Annotated in this window: 14 protein-coding genes; 8 read left to right on the forward strand and 6 right to left on the reverse strand. The window is 62.6% G+C overall.

What is annotated here, in order from left to right; all coding sequences use genetic code 11:
• Positions 1 to 194 precede the first annotated feature (194 nt).
• A complete protein-coding gene (locus AABF56_RS37340; protein WP_245337566.1) occupies positions 195 to 1,298 on the forward strand; it encodes an SEC-C domain-containing protein in 1,104 nt (367 codons plus the stop codon).
• An 88-nt stretch (positions 1,299 to 1,386) separates the two neighbouring features.
• Here AABF56_RS37340 and AABF56_RS37345 read toward each other — a convergent pair whose 3' ends face one another.
• From AABF56_RS37345 to traA, 4 genes are read right to left on the reverse strand one after another with little or no spacing between them, the layout of a single operon-like run.
• Complete coding sequence (locus AABF56_RS37345) at positions 1,387 to 2,025, reverse strand: TraH family protein (RefSeq protein WP_064334771.1); 639 nt, start codon at positions 2,023 to 2,025, stop codon at positions 1,387 to 1,389.
• A gap of 14 nt (positions 2,026 to 2,039) precedes the next feature.
• Positions 2,040 to 3,203, reverse strand: coding sequence for a conjugal transfer protein TraB (locus AABF56_RS37350; RefSeq protein ID WP_064334770.1), 1,164 nt, complete (start codon positions 3,201 to 3,203; stop codon positions 2,040 to 2,042).
• A complete protein-coding gene (gene traF, locus AABF56_RS37355) occupies positions 3,193 to 3,711 on the reverse strand; it encodes a conjugative transfer signal peptidase TraF (RefSeq protein WP_245337565.1) in 519 nt (172 codons plus the stop codon). The genes AABF56_RS37350 and traF overlap by 11 nt, the downstream gene beginning before the upstream one ends.
• A 44-nt stretch (positions 3,712 to 3,755) precedes the next feature.
• The gene (gene traA / locus AABF56_RS37360) at positions 3,756 to 7,337 is read right to left on the reverse strand and encodes a Ti-type conjugative transfer relaxase TraA (protein WP_064334768.1); all 3,582 of its coding nucleotides are present in this window, start codon (positions 7,335 to 7,337) and stop codon (positions 3,756 to 3,758) included.
• Between the two features lie 255 nt (positions 7,338 to 7,592).
• Between traA and traC the strand changes: the two genes are divergently transcribed.
• From traC to AABF56_RS37380, 4 genes are read left to right on the forward strand one after another with little or no spacing between them, the layout of a single operon-like run.
• Positions 7,593 to 7,889 carry a conjugal transfer protein TraC gene (gene traC / locus AABF56_RS37365; protein ID WP_064334767.1) on the forward strand — a complete coding sequence of 99 codons (297 nt, stop codon included), beginning with the start codon at positions 7,593 to 7,595 and terminating at the stop codon, positions 7,887 to 7,889.
• Between the two features lie 4 nt (positions 7,890 to 7,893).
• Complete coding sequence (gene traD / locus AABF56_RS37370) at positions 7,894 to 8,109, forward strand: type IV conjugative transfer system coupling protein TraD (RefSeq protein WP_064334766.1); 216 nt, start codon at positions 7,894 to 7,896, stop codon at positions 8,107 to 8,109.
• Positions 8,096 to 10,018, forward strand: coding sequence for a Ti-type conjugative transfer system protein TraG (gene traG / locus AABF56_RS37375; RefSeq protein ID WP_272809702.1), 1,923 nt, complete (start codon positions 8,096 to 8,098; stop codon positions 10,016 to 10,018). The genes traD and traG overlap by 14 nt, the downstream gene beginning before the upstream one ends.
• Complete coding sequence (locus tag AABF56_RS37380) at positions 10,015 to 10,518, forward strand: thermonuclease family protein (RefSeq protein ID WP_242224983.1); 504 nt, start codon at positions 10,015 to 10,017, stop codon at positions 10,516 to 10,518. The genes traG and AABF56_RS37380 overlap by 4 nt, the downstream gene beginning before the upstream one ends.
• 92 nt (positions 10,519 to 10,610) lie before the next feature.
• Here AABF56_RS37380 and AABF56_RS37385 read toward each other — a convergent pair whose 3' ends face one another.
• Complete coding sequence (locus AABF56_RS37385; protein ID WP_064334764.1) at positions 10,611 to 10,796, reverse strand: hypothetical protein; 186 nt, start codon at positions 10,794 to 10,796, stop codon at positions 10,611 to 10,613.
• A 658-nt stretch (positions 10,797 to 11,454) separates the two neighbouring features.
• Entirely contained in the window at positions 11,455 to 11,829 is a 375-nt protein-coding gene (locus AABF56_RS37390) for a winged helix-turn-helix transcriptional regulator (protein ID WP_064334763.1), read from the reverse strand.
• A gap of 140 nt (positions 11,830 to 11,969) precedes the next feature.
• On the opposite strand from AABF56_RS37390, the gene AABF56_RS37395 reads away from it, so the two are divergent.
• The 3 genes from AABF56_RS37395 to AABF56_RS37405 all read left to right on the forward strand — a co-directional run bounded on the left by AABF56_RS37395 (position 11,970) and on the right by AABF56_RS37405 (position 14,573).
• The gene (locus AABF56_RS37395) at positions 11,970 to 13,010 is read left to right on the forward strand and encodes a zinc-dependent alcohol dehydrogenase family protein (protein WP_245337564.1); all 1,041 of its coding nucleotides are present in this window, start codon (positions 11,970 to 11,972) and stop codon (positions 13,008 to 13,010) included.
• A 66-nt stretch (positions 13,011 to 13,076) separates the two neighbouring features.
• Positions 13,077 to 14,057: an LLM class flavin-dependent oxidoreductase gene (locus AABF56_RS37400; RefSeq protein ID WP_064334762.1), complete on the forward strand. Its 981-nt coding sequence runs from the start codon at positions 13,077 to 13,079 to the stop codon at positions 14,055 to 14,057.
• Positions 14,058 to 14,069: 12 nt separating this feature from the next.
• Positions 14,070 to 14,573 (forward strand): DUF1993 domain-containing protein, encoded by a 504-nt coding sequence (locus AABF56_RS37405; RefSeq protein ID WP_064334761.1) that lies wholly within the window; start codon positions 14,070 to 14,072, stop codon positions 14,571 to 14,573.
• Positions 14,574 to 14,683: the final 110 nt, after the last annotated feature.

The following is a 14,683-nucleotide window of genomic DNA, read 5'->3' on the forward strand; positions in this document are numbered from 1 at the left end:
ATTCGCAACCGACTCACGTGTCCGGCCTCGGCCCAAACCACAGATACTCATTCATCGACTTCCTCAAGTTACGCTCTATAACAAGGCGGCCTCTCGACGCTATCGATACCGACAGCTATATCTGGGGAATGGTTCCGCATCCGTCACTCAGCGCACCGAAGATAAGGCCCGATCTCATTCGGCCCGTCGAGACGATGGGCCCTTACGATTTATGCTGGTGCCGCTCGGGAAAGAAATACAAGTGGTGCCATTTTCGGCGCGAACAGCAGAAGCCGATCAACATCTTTGAAATCGAAGCAGGAATGATCGCCGAGTTCCGCGACGGCTACTGCTCTCATCCAGATCCCGTGGCTGATCCTTGCAGCGCGACGATGACCAAGGCCCATACCGTGCAGAAGAAAGGCGGCCTCGCCGCGATCGCCGAAGTAGGCCACGTCCTCACCGTGAAGCCTACGATGAAGGAGATGATCGAAACCGAAGGCAACCCACAGCCGCGCAAAATCGGCGTCAACAACGCATCGGTCTTTCCCGGCTTCTGCAGCCGGCACGACACGACGCTCTTTAAGCCGATCGAGGGCAAGTCGCTGGCCCTAACTAAGGACACCGCCTTCCTCTTTTCTTACCGCGCCATAGCCTATGAGCGCTTTGCGAAGGAAGCGCAGCTCCGAAGCACTGACATCCAGCGCGAGGCTGACCGCGGCCATCCATTCTGGAAACAGGCCGCGATTCAAATGCACCTGGCGACTGTCATCGCCGGGATCAGGATTGGCATGCGTGATATGGACCTTTGGAAAGATCAGTTCGACGCACGCCTGCTGTCCGGCGCGCGCGATGACTTCCACTTCGTTGCCGTTCGTTTCGACCAGGTTCTACCTGTCGTCGCGTGTGGCGCCCTTCATCCGGAATTTGACTTCCAGGGCAAACCACTCCAACAGCTCGGCCGGGACGGCGTAGACTTCGACCATATCACGCTGACGGTGACCACGTTCGAGGCGCAGACGATCCTAGTGTTCGGCTGGATCGGTTCCGAGGACGGTCCGGCCAAGGCACTTGCCGAGTCGTTTGTTGCGCTCGACGATACTCGGAAGGCCGATGCATTGGTTCGGCTCTTGTTCATCCACACGGACAATCTTTTTCTTCGGCCGAGTTGGTGGGAGGCGCTGCCTGAGACCGATAGGCGGACGTTAAACGAAATGACGCGGAGCGGCACGACCATGCGGATGCGTACCGGCGACGAGATGGCCAATGACGCGACTTCGTTGCTCTCCGCATTGGTTATTGAGGTCGTCAGCGGCTGACCCGCTTTTACAGAAAGCCATAGCCGTTGGCAGCGGCAGCTTTTGGAGCCGCGGCGACGGCTGGTAAATGTCCCCACAGGTGTCGAAATCAGCCGCCGTTGATCCGCGACAGATCTACCCGAATTCCAGCGTTCCCGGTATCCGCCTCGTCCGCTGGCGCGCTCGGCGTTGCGCCCTCAAGCGAGTCATCCTCATCGCCGTCCTGTTGAGGTCCACTTGTCTGATGTTCCTCGTCCTGCTTACTCTCGGCCGGCATATTCCAGCTCGTCCCTGGCTCCTCCGCCTGAAACACGCTCACTCCCTCGAATTCCCCGGTCTTCCAAGAGAAGACGGCATCCTCGAATATCTGGGGGAGCACGTCCTTGCTGGTCGGGTTTCCATACCATTTCGCAACAATCCGCAGGATCTTGGCGAACATCTTCGTGCCCATGCGCAGGTTTTCGCAGGCGTCAACGACATCTGGCTTCAGCTCGGCGGCATCCTTCACGCCGACACCTGCAGGGAACTGCGTCAGCCCCACACGAACGACAGCCCGGCCGACATGCTCGCGGACGATCGCCATGGCTTCGTCCGGCGTCGTCGGCTTCGGCACGAGAATGAGCCTCCCGCCCGACTTCACGGTGATGGCGAGCGGATCGGGCGCTCCGGCGGTCTCGACGAATTGCCGGACGATCGCAGGTGTCAGGGAAGGATCGGCGCATTTTTCGATCAGGGCAGCATCCAGCATGGAGGGCTCCAGGGTCAGATATTGAAGGAGAGCACGAGAGGCGTGGCGAAGAGAGCCGCCCAGGCCGTAGCGCTGGCGCGCTGGATCCCGACGATGGAACTGCCCTCGGTCCACCAGCCGTTGCCGACGGCGACGGCGACATCGGGCGCGTGGGCCATCGACTGCAGAATGGGCCAGACGATGAGCTGCTCGTAGCAGATGAGCGGCGCGACCCTCGTCGGTCCGACCACGACGACGGGATTGGCGAAGAGATGGGCGCGCGCGCCACCATTCATGCCGAACCAGGGCCGCCATGGCTGCCACATCGAACCGGGGACAGGCATACGCTCGCGATAGAGGACACGGCCGCCGTCGCCGTCGATTGCAACGAGAACGTTATCGTAGCCGCCGGCGTCGACCACGGCCGCGCCGGCGACGATCGTGGCGTCACCGGCTCTCACGGCGCGTTCCCAAAGTCGGGCGACCGTCGGCGTCCAGAAACCGAGCGCGCTCTCCGGCAACACGATCACCCGCGCGCCGGCCTTGGCCACTGCCCGCGTCGTGGCAATCAGGTCACGCTGACGGGAAAGTCCGGTATCCCGCCCCAATGATGCACCCATGGCGAGATCGACGCCGCGCCACGATTCAGGTACTTTCGGATCGGTCCAGAAAACGGCGGACCAAAGCCAAGAGGCTGACAAGACGACAGCGACAGCCGGCCCCCTTCGGGAAGCGAGGCCCAGGAGACCGGCTGAAGCTGCGACGAGCCCAAGCCATCCCCATCCCGGAAAGAGGACACCCGCGGCGGTGATCGGATGCGCCCAGCCGGTGATGCCGAAAGGCGGGATCGCCATCAGGATCGCAGCGAGGACATAGCGGATCGGGCGCCAGGTTCCGGACCGCGACCATAGCGCGGCATGGACGGCCGCGAAGCCGGCCGCCGGCACGAACCAGAGCGCGACGCCCGGCCAGATATCCGACGCATAGAATGTGGCGACCCCAAGCGGCAGACCTCTGGACGCCGCCAGGAAATATCCAAGGGAGACCAGCACCGCCGTCGTGCGGTTTGGCGCCATCGACCAGAGCATTGGAAAGGCAAGCGCCACCGGCAACAGGAGCACATGCCCGCTCCATGCGATCCAGCCGGTGGCCACACCAGCGAGAATGAGGATTCCGGCGCGAGCAGCATCAGGGCGCATAGGTCAGCACCTCCTCAGCGAGGCCGAGAATGCCGGCGGCGGGGATCGAACCGAAGTAGCGCGAATCCCATGAAGCCTTGAACGGGGAATAAAGAAACACCTGGCCCGCCGGTACGATTCCCCCGGCATCGCCATGGAGCGGACGCCCTCTCCCGTCCGCCGGCACGATGGTTGTTTGCGGAATGTGCAACCCGTCGATCCGAACATCGGCTCCGATCTCGATGCGCTGCCCTTCGCTGGCGATGACCATCTTGATCAGCGGCGCGTCGCCCGTCGGACAGACACCGCTGCGCAGATAGCCGCGCACCCGCGCCTCGGAAAACGCCACGGTCTCCGGCGGGCAGATGAAGATAAGATCACCGACCGCTGGAGGACGCTTGAGCGGACGAATGCGCCAGATCCCAAGCGGCTCGCTCGCCGTCATGTTGAGCCGATAGCCGGCCGCCGCACCGGCGACGAGCACGGTAATGGCAACGACCAGGCCGGTGGCGATGACGATCACCACCATCCATTGCTGGCGCGCTCGGTACGCGGTGCGAGATCGGGCATCGGTCATTTGAGCGACAGGCCTTTCGCCTGGGTCTGGCGCAACGCCTCTGCCTGCTTGATGCCGACGACCACGCGTTCATGCGCAGCGAGCTGCTGCACCGCCCGCATTGAATTCCACGCCGTTTGCACCTCCGCCTTCTGCGGATCGGTCATGCCGCGCGTGACCGTTTTGAACGCCTCGCCGCCGGCCTCCTTCGCCGACACGCCGAGAAAGGTTCGCTCGCCGAACCGCTCTGTCACCGCCTTGGCGAAACCTTCCAATTCCGCCTTCACCATCTTGTCGGCAAGCGCATATTCGAGACCGGCCGGAAGATCGTTCCGGTCGATGGCGTCGCGTATCCGCTCGAGCGTCTGCTTCGCATTGGGCGACAGCGCCGGGATATCGACCGAGACCTTGATGCGCGCAGCGCGCTCCTCGGTCTCATGCTTGCGCTCGGCCTCGGCCCGACCGCGCAGATATCGTTCCAGATTGCGGGCGAGCGCAGGCGCGTTGACGAGGGCGGTATCGCGCTCCTGCTTGTCGGCGCGGCTGGCGAACATGCCCGTCTTGCCCTTGAGCGTGCCGAAGGTCTCCGGCTCGGCCGAGATCTTCGCTATCGTCGCGGTGGCGCGCGCCTGATCCTTTATCATCGCATCAACATTGATCGCCGCGAATGCCGCCTCCGGCTGCGCATAGACCATTTGGAAACGCGTGGAGACATCTTTCCACTGCTGCTTCAGCGCCGGATCGTTGGAGAGTTTGTCCTCGACGCTCTGCTCGAGCGATTTGGCGAATGTGGTAATGCCGGCAACCATGGGTCTTGCCTCCTTGACGATGGTCGGAACGGATTGTTTGTCGCTGCCGCGGGCAAGGCCGAGTGCCGCGCCGACAGCTTTCAGCCTTGCGGCGAGATCGACGAGCTTCTGCTTTTGCCGAACGGTCCAGGCGAGCCGGTCGCGGGAAATGGTCCGAGCGACATTCATGAGGTGCATGCCGCGCGCTTCGGCGAAACGGAGGGCGGCGCGATAGGAGGATGCACCCTCATAGTCGAGTGTCGTTTCCTTGGACGCATCGCGGGAAAGGCGTTCCTTCAGCCGCTCCATCGCCAGTTCCTTGACCGGCACGATCTTCCACGTGTTGCGCTTGGCCATCGTGCCATCGGGCAGTCTCACCGACTCCGAGCCCTCGTGGCGAAGACCGATCCGGTCGCCGACATGTGCATCCGCTTCATCAATCGCGCGGGCGAGATCGACGCCCCAGATCGTGCGCTCCTGTCCGTCACCATAGGTGAGCGTGACGAAGTAGCTGTCGCGGTTTCCGGGCTTGTGTTCGTAGGGCGCCTCACCGTGATCGACGAGAACACCACCACGCCGGTTGGTGAACTCTTCCATGCCGACGTAGAGTTCGGCCGCCTCGCGGTGGCGCGTCATCGCGACATAGGTCAGATGACGATCAAGCGTGTTGGAGGCGAGAACTTTGACGCGATCGACAGTGGCGCCCTGGGACTTGTGGATCGTGGTGGCATAGCCGTGATCGACGTTACTGTAGAAGCGCTGTTCGACGGTGACCTGCCTGCGGCTGTCTCCCTCGCCAATCTCTGCGACGATACGGCCTGGCGCAGCTTCAACGACCTTGGCCAGCATCCCGTTCTTGACGCCAAGGCTGCCCTCGTTCTTCAGGAAGACGATCTGGTCGCCGGCGGCGAAACGACGAGCACCGTCCTCGGTCCGGAACACAGAGCCCTCGCCGACAATACCGCGCTCGACAAGCTTGGCGCGGGCCAGCTCGTTCAGTTCGCGGACATCGCGGCGGCGGTGGGCGAGGATGAGCGTGGTCTTCGTCGGATCGAAATCGTAGTTCCAGTTGTCGATCAGTCCCTCGATCGCGTCCTGCCGCGTCCAGCCGGTTTGCACCAGGTCAGCCGCGTCATAGGCGCTCAGCGCGGCCGCCACGTTGCCGCGCGCAAGATCCAGCGACGCATCGCGCATCCATTGCTCACGCTGGCGGTAGATGGTCTCCAGTTCGGCGTATCCGATGCGATCGGCAATAGCGCGAAACGCGGCACCCGCCTCGATCGGCTGGAGCTGATCCGGATCGCCGACAAGCACGAGTTTCGCGCCCGCCTTCGTGACGGCCTCGACGAAGAGTGCAAGCTGGCGAGAAGACACCATGCCTGCCTCGTCCAAGACGAAGACCGTCTTGTCGTCAAGCTGGCTCCGCCCGTCGTTCCAGCGAAGCTCCCACGACGAAAGCGTGCGCGAGACGATCCCGGCTTCGGTCTCCAAGCCCTCGGCCGCCTTGCCCGCCAACGCACCGCCGACGACACGATAGCCGGCCGCCTCCCAGGCTTCGCGCGCCGCCTTCATCATCGTGGTCTTGCCGGCGCCGGCGCGACCGACGACCGCAGCGATCCGATGGCTGCCGGCGACATGGGCGATCGCCGTCTTCTGCTCCTTCGACAGGCGGGAATACCGCGCGAACGTCTCCTGCAGGATTGCGTTTTCGACGCGGTGTGAGGAACGGCCGGCAAGGAAGACCGCCCTGCTGGCCATCTCCGCCTCGGTGCGGATCAGGTCGCGGGTAGTCAGTTTCGCCGGCACCCGCGCGCCACTGGCGAAGTCCACATGCTCACGCTCCAGCCGAACAACGTCAGGGCTTTGCAAAACACGCGCCATCAACGACTGGAAGAGACCAGCGTCATCGACATAGCGATGCAAGATCTTCGCGACGTCGCGCTCGTCGAAGACGCTCTTCTCCCGCGCGATCATATCGATGACGACGGCGGGGCGGTCCTCGATGCGGCGCGCGTTCTCGGCTCGCCGTTCCTCCTGCAGCTCGATGCGTTCCAGCGTGATCGGCTCGGACGCCTCGGCCGACTTCTGCTTGATGGCGTTCGCGCCGACGCCGAGATGGATGGTCGGCTCAAGGGCGATGCCCTGCTTCTCATAGGAGCGGCCATCGACGCGGATGTCGAGACCGGCGAGTGCCAGATGCCGGTTCTGACAGACGAACCAGCCGTCGCGGAAGGCGTTGAAATCCCCGACGCCTCCCGCCCATAGCTCATAGACGATCTTGCCGGAATCGTTGCGCAGCGACTTGCCGTCTGCACCGAGCACCGCGACCTTCTTCGCGCCGAAACCGTCGTCGGTCAGCGGACGCAAGGTAGTCATGAGATGCACATGCGGGTTGCCCGGCGCATCGTGATAGACCCAGTCTGCGACCATTCCCTTGGCGGTGATATGGCTCGCCACGAACTCGCGAACGAGAGCAATGTTCTGATCCGCCGACAGCTCGATCGGCAGGGCCATGGTGACATCCTTGGCGAGCTGCGCATCCGAGCGCTTCTCGAAACCCTCGACAGCGTTCCAGAAAGCCTCCGACGCGGCCGCGACCGAGCGATCGGCGATCATCGACCGCAGCCAGTCCGGAGCGTCCTCCGGAATAACGAATTCCTCATGAAGGAGGCCCTGCTTACGGGTGTAGTCGATGGTCCGCGCCTCGCGCTCGAACTCCATTTTCACGCAGTGCCGGTAGGCCGCCGACAGCACGGCGCTGCGGCCGGAGCCGCGGGCGACGACGCTGACGGAGAAATGAGGGACGGCCACGGCGGAATGCTCTCCCGATTGCAAACGAAATCAACGGGTTCGTCGGGAACGGCAGGCCCGCAAGGGCAGAAAAGCAAGGCGTCGCGTCAGCGACGTATAATTGCGCCCTTGGAAGCCGCTCCTTCGGAACGGCCGGGATGATGCTCAAAGGCGTTGGCTACGCCAACTCGCATTTCTGCGAGTAGATCGGCACGCCGATCTCGGAAATGGTCATGCCGTCAAAGACCTTGAACGGCATGAAAGGACCAGTCGGAGATGAAAAAGCCTTCCTCCAAAATCCGCGAAGAGATCGCCAAGCTCCAGGAGCAGTTGAAGCACGCCGAGACACGCGAGGCCGAACGTATCGGCCGCATTGCGCTCAAGGCCGGTCTTGGCGAGATCGAGATCGACGAGATGGAGCTTCAGGCGGCATTCGAAGAACTGACGAAGCGGTTTCGCGGAGGTAAGGCTGCTGCAAGCGGAGGGAAGAAAGTCGGTGAGGGAGGCAGCGGTGCGGCAACGACCGCGCCGGACACACCTGGCGCGGCTGCGGGCTGCGCTGGCGAGGCTTGAGCGGATGAACCGGACGACGACATCCGACGCGCGCAAGAAGGATACGCGCGAGAAGATCGAGCTGGGCGGCCTGATCGTCAAGGCCGGCTTGCGGTATGAAAAGCGGGCTCTGCTGCTCGGCGCACTGATCGAGCTGCGCCAGCGGCTCGAGCGTGACGCCGGCGAGCGGCCGCGGCTCACCGCCCTTGGCGCGGAGGGCTTCGGCAATGAAGGCGAATAGGGTGGCGCTCGTCGTCGCGCCGATCGCGCTGATGATCCTCGTCACCATCTCCATGGTTGGGATCGAGCAATGGTTATCCGCCTTCGGGAAAACAGATGCCGCGCGCCTCACGCTGGGGCGCGCCGGCATCACCTTCCCCTACGTCGCGGCTGCGGCCATAGGCATCCTCTTTCTGTTTGCCGCCGCAGGATCGGCCGACATCAAGTTTGCCGGCGGCGGCGTCACCGCCGGGAACGTGGTGACGATCATGATCGCGTTTGTGCGCGAGGCGATCCGCCTTGCGGCGATCTCGGCCGACGTAACGCAAGGCAAATCGGTGCTTTCCTATCTCGATCCCGCCACCATGCTCGGCGCGGGCGCGGCGACGATCGCGGCGGGGTTCGGATTGCGCGTCATGCTGAAGGGCAATGCCGCGTTTGCCCGAGCCATGCCGCGCCGCATTCGCGGGAAACGCGCCCTTCATGGCGAAGCCGAATGGATGAAGATGCCGGACGCACAAAAGCTCTTTCCCGATGTCGGTGGCATCGTCATCGGCGAACGCTATCGTGTCGATACGGACACCGTCGCCGCGCAAGCGTTCCGCGCGGATCGGCAGGAAACCTGGGGCTCGGGCGGCAAGTCACCGCTGCTCTGCTTCGACGGTTCTTTCGGCTCCAGCCACGGCATCGTCTTCGCCGGTTCGGGCGGCTACAAGACGACGTCCGTCACGATCCCGACCGCGCTCAAGTGGGGGAGCACGCTCATCGTGCTCGACCCGTCGAACGAGGTCGCGCCGATGGTCCTCGACCATCGCGCCAGGTCCGGGCGCGATGTCCACATTCTCGATCCGAAACGCCCGGAGATCGGCGTCAATGTCCTCGACTGGATCGGCCGGCACGGCGGGACGAAGGAGGAGGACATAGCCTCTGTCGCGTCATGGATCATGAGCGATAGCGGCCGGGCAAGCGGCGTGCGCGACGACTTCTTCCGGGCGTCGGGCCTGCAACTGCTGACCGCGCTGATTGCCGACGTCTGCCTGTCCGGTCATACCGAAGAGAAGGACCAGACCTTGCGCCAGGTTCGCAAGAACCTCGCCGAGCCGGAGCCACGGCTTCGCGAACGCCTCCAGACGATCCACGAAAACTCGAAATCCGACTTCGTGAAGGAGAACGTCGCCGCGTTCGTCAACATGACGCCGGAGACCTTTTCGGGCGTCTATGCGAATGCGGTGAAGGAAACGCACTGGCTTTCCTATCCGAACTATGCGGCGTTGGTGTCCGGCTCCAGCTTCACGACGGACGATCTGGCCGCCGGCACGGTCGACGTCTTCATCAACATCGACCTGAAGACGCTGGAGACGCATTCCGGTCTGGCACGGGTGATTATCGGCTCCTTCCTCAACGCGATCTACAATCGCGATGGGAATGTCGGCGGGAGGGCGCTGTTCCTCCTCGATGAGGTAGCACGTCTCGGCTATATGCGGATCCTCGAAACCGCGCGGGACGCAGGTCGCAAGTATGGCGTCACGCTCACGATGATCTACCAGTCGATCGGCCAGATGCGCGAGACCTATGGCGGCCGCGACGCGGCGAGCAAATGGTTCGAGAGCGCGAGCTGGATTTCCTTTGCGGCGATCAACGACCCCGAGACGGCCGACTACATCTCGAAGCGATGCGGCACGACGACGGTGGAAATCGACCAGATGAGCCGCAGCTCGGCGGCGAAGGGAACGTCGCGCACGCGCTCGAAGCAGCTGGCCGCCCGCGCCTTGATCCAGCCGCATGAAGTGCTGCGGATGCGCGGCGACGAGCAGATCGTCTTCACCGCCGGCAATCCGCCGCTGCGATGCGGCAGGGCGATCTGGTTCCGACGCGCCGACATGAAGACCTGCGTCGGCCAGAACCGATTCCATGGAGCTGCGAAACCATGAGAAACATTGGAACGCCGCTTGCAGTCGCCGCCGCGCTCGCCGCGGGCGTTGGCTGGGTCATGACCGGCGAAGGGCTCGGTCGATCGGATCGTCCGGCATCGTCCGTTCAGTCGTCTTCCGTCGTCGCCAGCGAACAGGATGACCTTTATGCGCAGTTCACGCTTTGCGGACATTCCGCCCGCGTGAACTGCGTGGTGGATGGCGATACGTTCTGGTTCCGCGGCGAGAAGATCCGTATTGCCGATATCGACGCGCCGGAAACTTCCGAACCGCGTTGCAACGCCGAGCGACAGGTCGGCCAAGTTGCCCGCGATCGACTGCTCGACATGCTCAATGACGGTGCATTCTCATTCTCCACGGTCGGCCGTGACAAAGATCGGTACGGTCGCATGCTGCGAACCGTGTGGCGATCGAACATCTCCTTCGGCGAGCAACTCGTCGTGGACGGACTTGCCGCGCGCTGGAACGCGCCGCGGCGCAATTGGTGCGCGCACGATTGATTGCGCGGATGCGTCGCAAGGACGCCTGCATCGGCGCCAACGCGAAGACGTCCAGCTCGGCGGCCCCGAGCTGGACGTCTTGCTCGATCGGCTCAGTGGGCCGAACGCCGATCATGGGGATTGTATTCGTGGATGATATAGAGATCGTCACCATCGTCGATCTCGTCGCTCGGAACGACGCCGTACTCGCCGCCGGCGCGGAAGAGGGTGACGGGAACCATCAAGGTCCGGGAGAGGTCGAAGGCGTGGTTCTGGGCGAGGGAAAGATCGTGCGACATTTTTGAGGCTCCATCCGGAGCGGGCCAATTCCCGCTGATGGCTCCTCGAAGGTCCGACCACGGTCGCGATCACCGTGAAGGCTTGCCGGAGCGGCCGCACGCTGGCGTAGCGGACCCTTTATGGGTTGATCGTAGAAGATCCGGGGATGGATCAGGACGCCATCACCAGAAAGCGGGATTGGGTCGCCTCTGGATCGAGCAAGGTTTCGCGCGATCGTTCTTCCTCATCGACGAGCCCCTCGCTCCTCGACCCCAGAGTTCCCGTCACCCTCTTCCGCGGCGGCATCGAGTGCGCCAAACCCATCGGCTCGATGCTGACCCGCCGCCTGACGTCAGCGGCCTACGCCCCGAATACTCGGCCTGATACAAGGACGACGATCGCATGTCAGCCCCACCTCTCCCCGTCCTTGAGCTCAGCGCGTGATGCGCATGGGAGAGGGATAGGGGTTAGCGCGCGCGGATGCCAGGAATGTTATCAGATCGGCGACCTCATCGGGTTTTGCCGGTCAATGCAAGCCTACGCGATGGCCGATCGCCTGCGGAATCCCGTCGCGTCGCCCCTCAAGCAGCGCCGCGAGTACAACCGACCAAATGAAGTCCATTCAATGGAGCCCGATATCAAACAAGCCGTCGTCCGACGACCACGTGAGATCCGGCATCAACGTTCCTGTGGCACCCCACCGCGCATCTCGCACTTGAGAAATGCCCAATCGATCAATGTCTCGATGGATGGACCGAGTGCTAGGCCGAGCTCGGTCAGCGCATATTCCACTTTGGGAGGCACCTGCGGATAGACCGTCCGGGTAACGATCCCGTCTTTCTCCAGCTCCTTGAGCTGCTGGATCAGCATTTTCTGGTTCACGCCCACGACGCGCTTTTCGAGTTCCGAGAAGCGAACCGGTGCCTTGGCTGCGAAGAGCTGGACGATGATGACGATCTTCCACTTTCCTTCCAGCACCCGCAGGGTTTCGCTCGTCGCGGCAGCCCATAGAAGCTGCTTTTCGTGATCGTCAGACTGCCAGTCTCGTTTCATAACTTACCTTTTGGTGAGTACCACACCAAAAGGTGTGTTCTTGTTATCCCGATAGGCTACCGCTATTTTCGGGTCCAGTAAATAGCCAGTGAAATCCGTGCTCGGCCAACACATCCGTTGGTCTCGGGTTTGGAATAGCTGTGCCGATCGAAAGGACGATTGAGACGATGAAGGCCATACGATGGACGGCTGGTGACAAGCCAGGCCTGTTGCTACACGACGAAGCCATGCCAGACCCCGGCCCGCACGAGGTTGTCGTAAAGGTTCATGCGGCGTCCTTGAACTTCCGCGACCAGGCAATCCTCGACGGTGCGTATGGCGGTCCGACGAAGCCGAATGGCGTGCCTTTGTCAGACGGGGCCGGTGAGGTGATCGCGGTCGGCCGCGAGGTCAAGCGCACAAAGGTCGGCGATCGCGTGTCGGCATCCTGCTGCCAGCACTGGATCGGTGGACCTGCGCGTCCGGAGTATCAGGCCGACAGCCTGGGCATGACGACGGACGGATGGCTGGCGGAGACCATTCTGCTGCACGAGAACGCCATCGTGCACCTGCCGGACTACATGTCCTATGCGGAGGCGGCGTCGCTTCCGTGCGCCGCCGTCACAGCCTGGACGGGGCTTAACCTGTCGTCGCCCCTTCAGGCGGGCGAGACGGTGCTGGTTCAGGGCACCGGCGGCGTGGCGCTGTTCGCGCTGCAGGTCGCGAAGATGTTCGGCGCGAAGGTTCTCGCGATTACCTCGTCGGACGAGAAGGCGGAACGGCTTAAGACGCTGGGTGCCGCCGCCGTCGTCAACTACCGGTCCCATCCGGAATGGGACAAGGAGATCCTGGCCCTGACGGACGGGCGAGGCGTCGACAAGACCATCGACATCGCAGGCGAGAAGACGATCGTGCAGTCGGCGGCCGCGACCCGAAACGGGGGCGACATCTCGCTCGTCGGGTTCACCAGCGGCTTCGGTGGCGGTTTGCCGCCGATCGACATCCTCGCCAAGTCGCTTCACGTCGCCGGCACATCGATCGGGTCGCGGGCGAGCTTCGAGGCACTCTTGCGAGCCATGGCCTTGCACGAGGTGCACCCCGTCCTGGATCAGGTCTTTGCGTTCGCGGACTACCAGTCCGCCTATCAGCGCCTGAAAAGCGGCAACCACATCGGCAAGGTTGTGATCGATGTCACGCGTTGAAGCGATCGTATGCCTCGGCGGGGCGGCTGCACTCGCCGGCCGCGCTTCCGAGAGGAACCCTACACGATGATCCGACTGTCCATCCTCGAACTCGGACGCGTCCGGCAAGGGTCCGATCGTCGCACGGCGCTTGATAACGCGCGCACGCTTGCCCAGCATGCCGAGCGCTTGGGTTTCCAGCGTTTCTGGGTAGCCGAGCATCACAACTCACCGGCGGTCACCACGGCAGCGACGTCGGTTGTCGTGTCTCATATCGCGGCAGGTACGACGACGATCCGCGTTGGTGCCGGCGGCGTCATGCTGCCCAACCACGCGCCTTATGTCATCGCGGAACAATTCGGAACTCTGGAAACTCTCCATCCGGGCCGTATCGACCTGGGGCTCGGTCGCGCCCCCGGCACCGACCAGACGACCTTGCGTGCGCTGCGGCGGGACCCCGGCAACGCGGAAAACTTTCCCCAGGACGTACTTGAGCTGCAGGCGTTTCTCGCCCCCAAGGGCGAAGCGCAGCGGATAGAGGCGGTTCCGGGCTCCGGAACCAACGTGCCGTTGTGGATATTGGGTTCAAGCCTTTACGGGGCGCAACTCGCCGCCGTGCTCGGTCTTCCTTATGCCTTCGGGTCGCAGTTTTCCCCTCATTCACTTCATCAGGCGCTTGAACTCTACCGGGGTAATTTCCAGCCCTCGGAGCAACTGCAGAAGCCCTATGCGATGATCGGGGTCAATGTGATCGCGGCGGAAACGGATGACGAGGCCCGCATTCTCGCAACGTCCCAGCAAATGACATTCGCCGATATGTTCCGGGGCATGCCAAGCCTGCTCAAGCCACCCGTGGACGATATCGAAGCCTACTGGACGCCGCGGGAGAAGGCGCAAACCGAACAGATGCTGAGCTGCAGCGTGGTGGGCAGCGCCGAAACCGTCCGCGCGGGGCTCAAGCAGCTTGTCGCCGACACCGGCGCCGATGAGTTGATGATCGTCTCCGACATCTTTGACTTCGGCAAGCGCGTGCGCTCGCTCGACATAACAGCCCAGGCTGCAACCTAACGAAGGACCTTCATGATGTACGCGCAAATCACGCAATTCACCAAAATGCTCCACACCCTTTCCCGTCTTCTTGATAAGGCGGACAAGCACGCCGAGGCACATAATTTTGCGCCGGAAGTTCTTCTGAACGCGCGTCTTTTACCAGATATGCTGCCACTCACAAGCCAGGTTCAGATGGCATGTGATACGGCGAGGCTCGCCACCTCAGTCTTGGCCGGCAAACAGATTCCGATTTTCGACGACAGTGAGAAAACGATCCCGGAACTCAAGGCTCTGATCGAGAAGACGATCGCGTATGTCTCTTCAATGAAAGAAAGCGATTTTTCCGGTTGGGAAGAAAGAAGAGTTGCTCCTCCGGGCTGGGCCGGAGCTTTCCTCGGAAAGGATTATTTCTACCAGCATGGCGTTCCAAATTTTTATTTTCACATGGTTACGGCATACGCGATCCTTCGGCACAAAGGCGTTCGGATCGGAAAGATGGACTACATCGGTCAGCTACCTTTCCTGAGGCAATAGCTGCACCTTCACGGTCCCATGATCCTTCAAGATTCCGGAGGCGCTACCTCCGGAGCTCCGTCACCTCGTCCCTGAGTAAGAGTCGATCACGGCAGTGCGTTCTCGTCATC

This window comes from Shinella sp. WSC3-e (assembly GCF_945994535.1).
Taxonomy (GTDB): domain Bacteria; phylum Pseudomonadota; class Alphaproteobacteria; order Rhizobiales; family Rhizobiaceae; genus Shinella; species Shinella yambaruensis.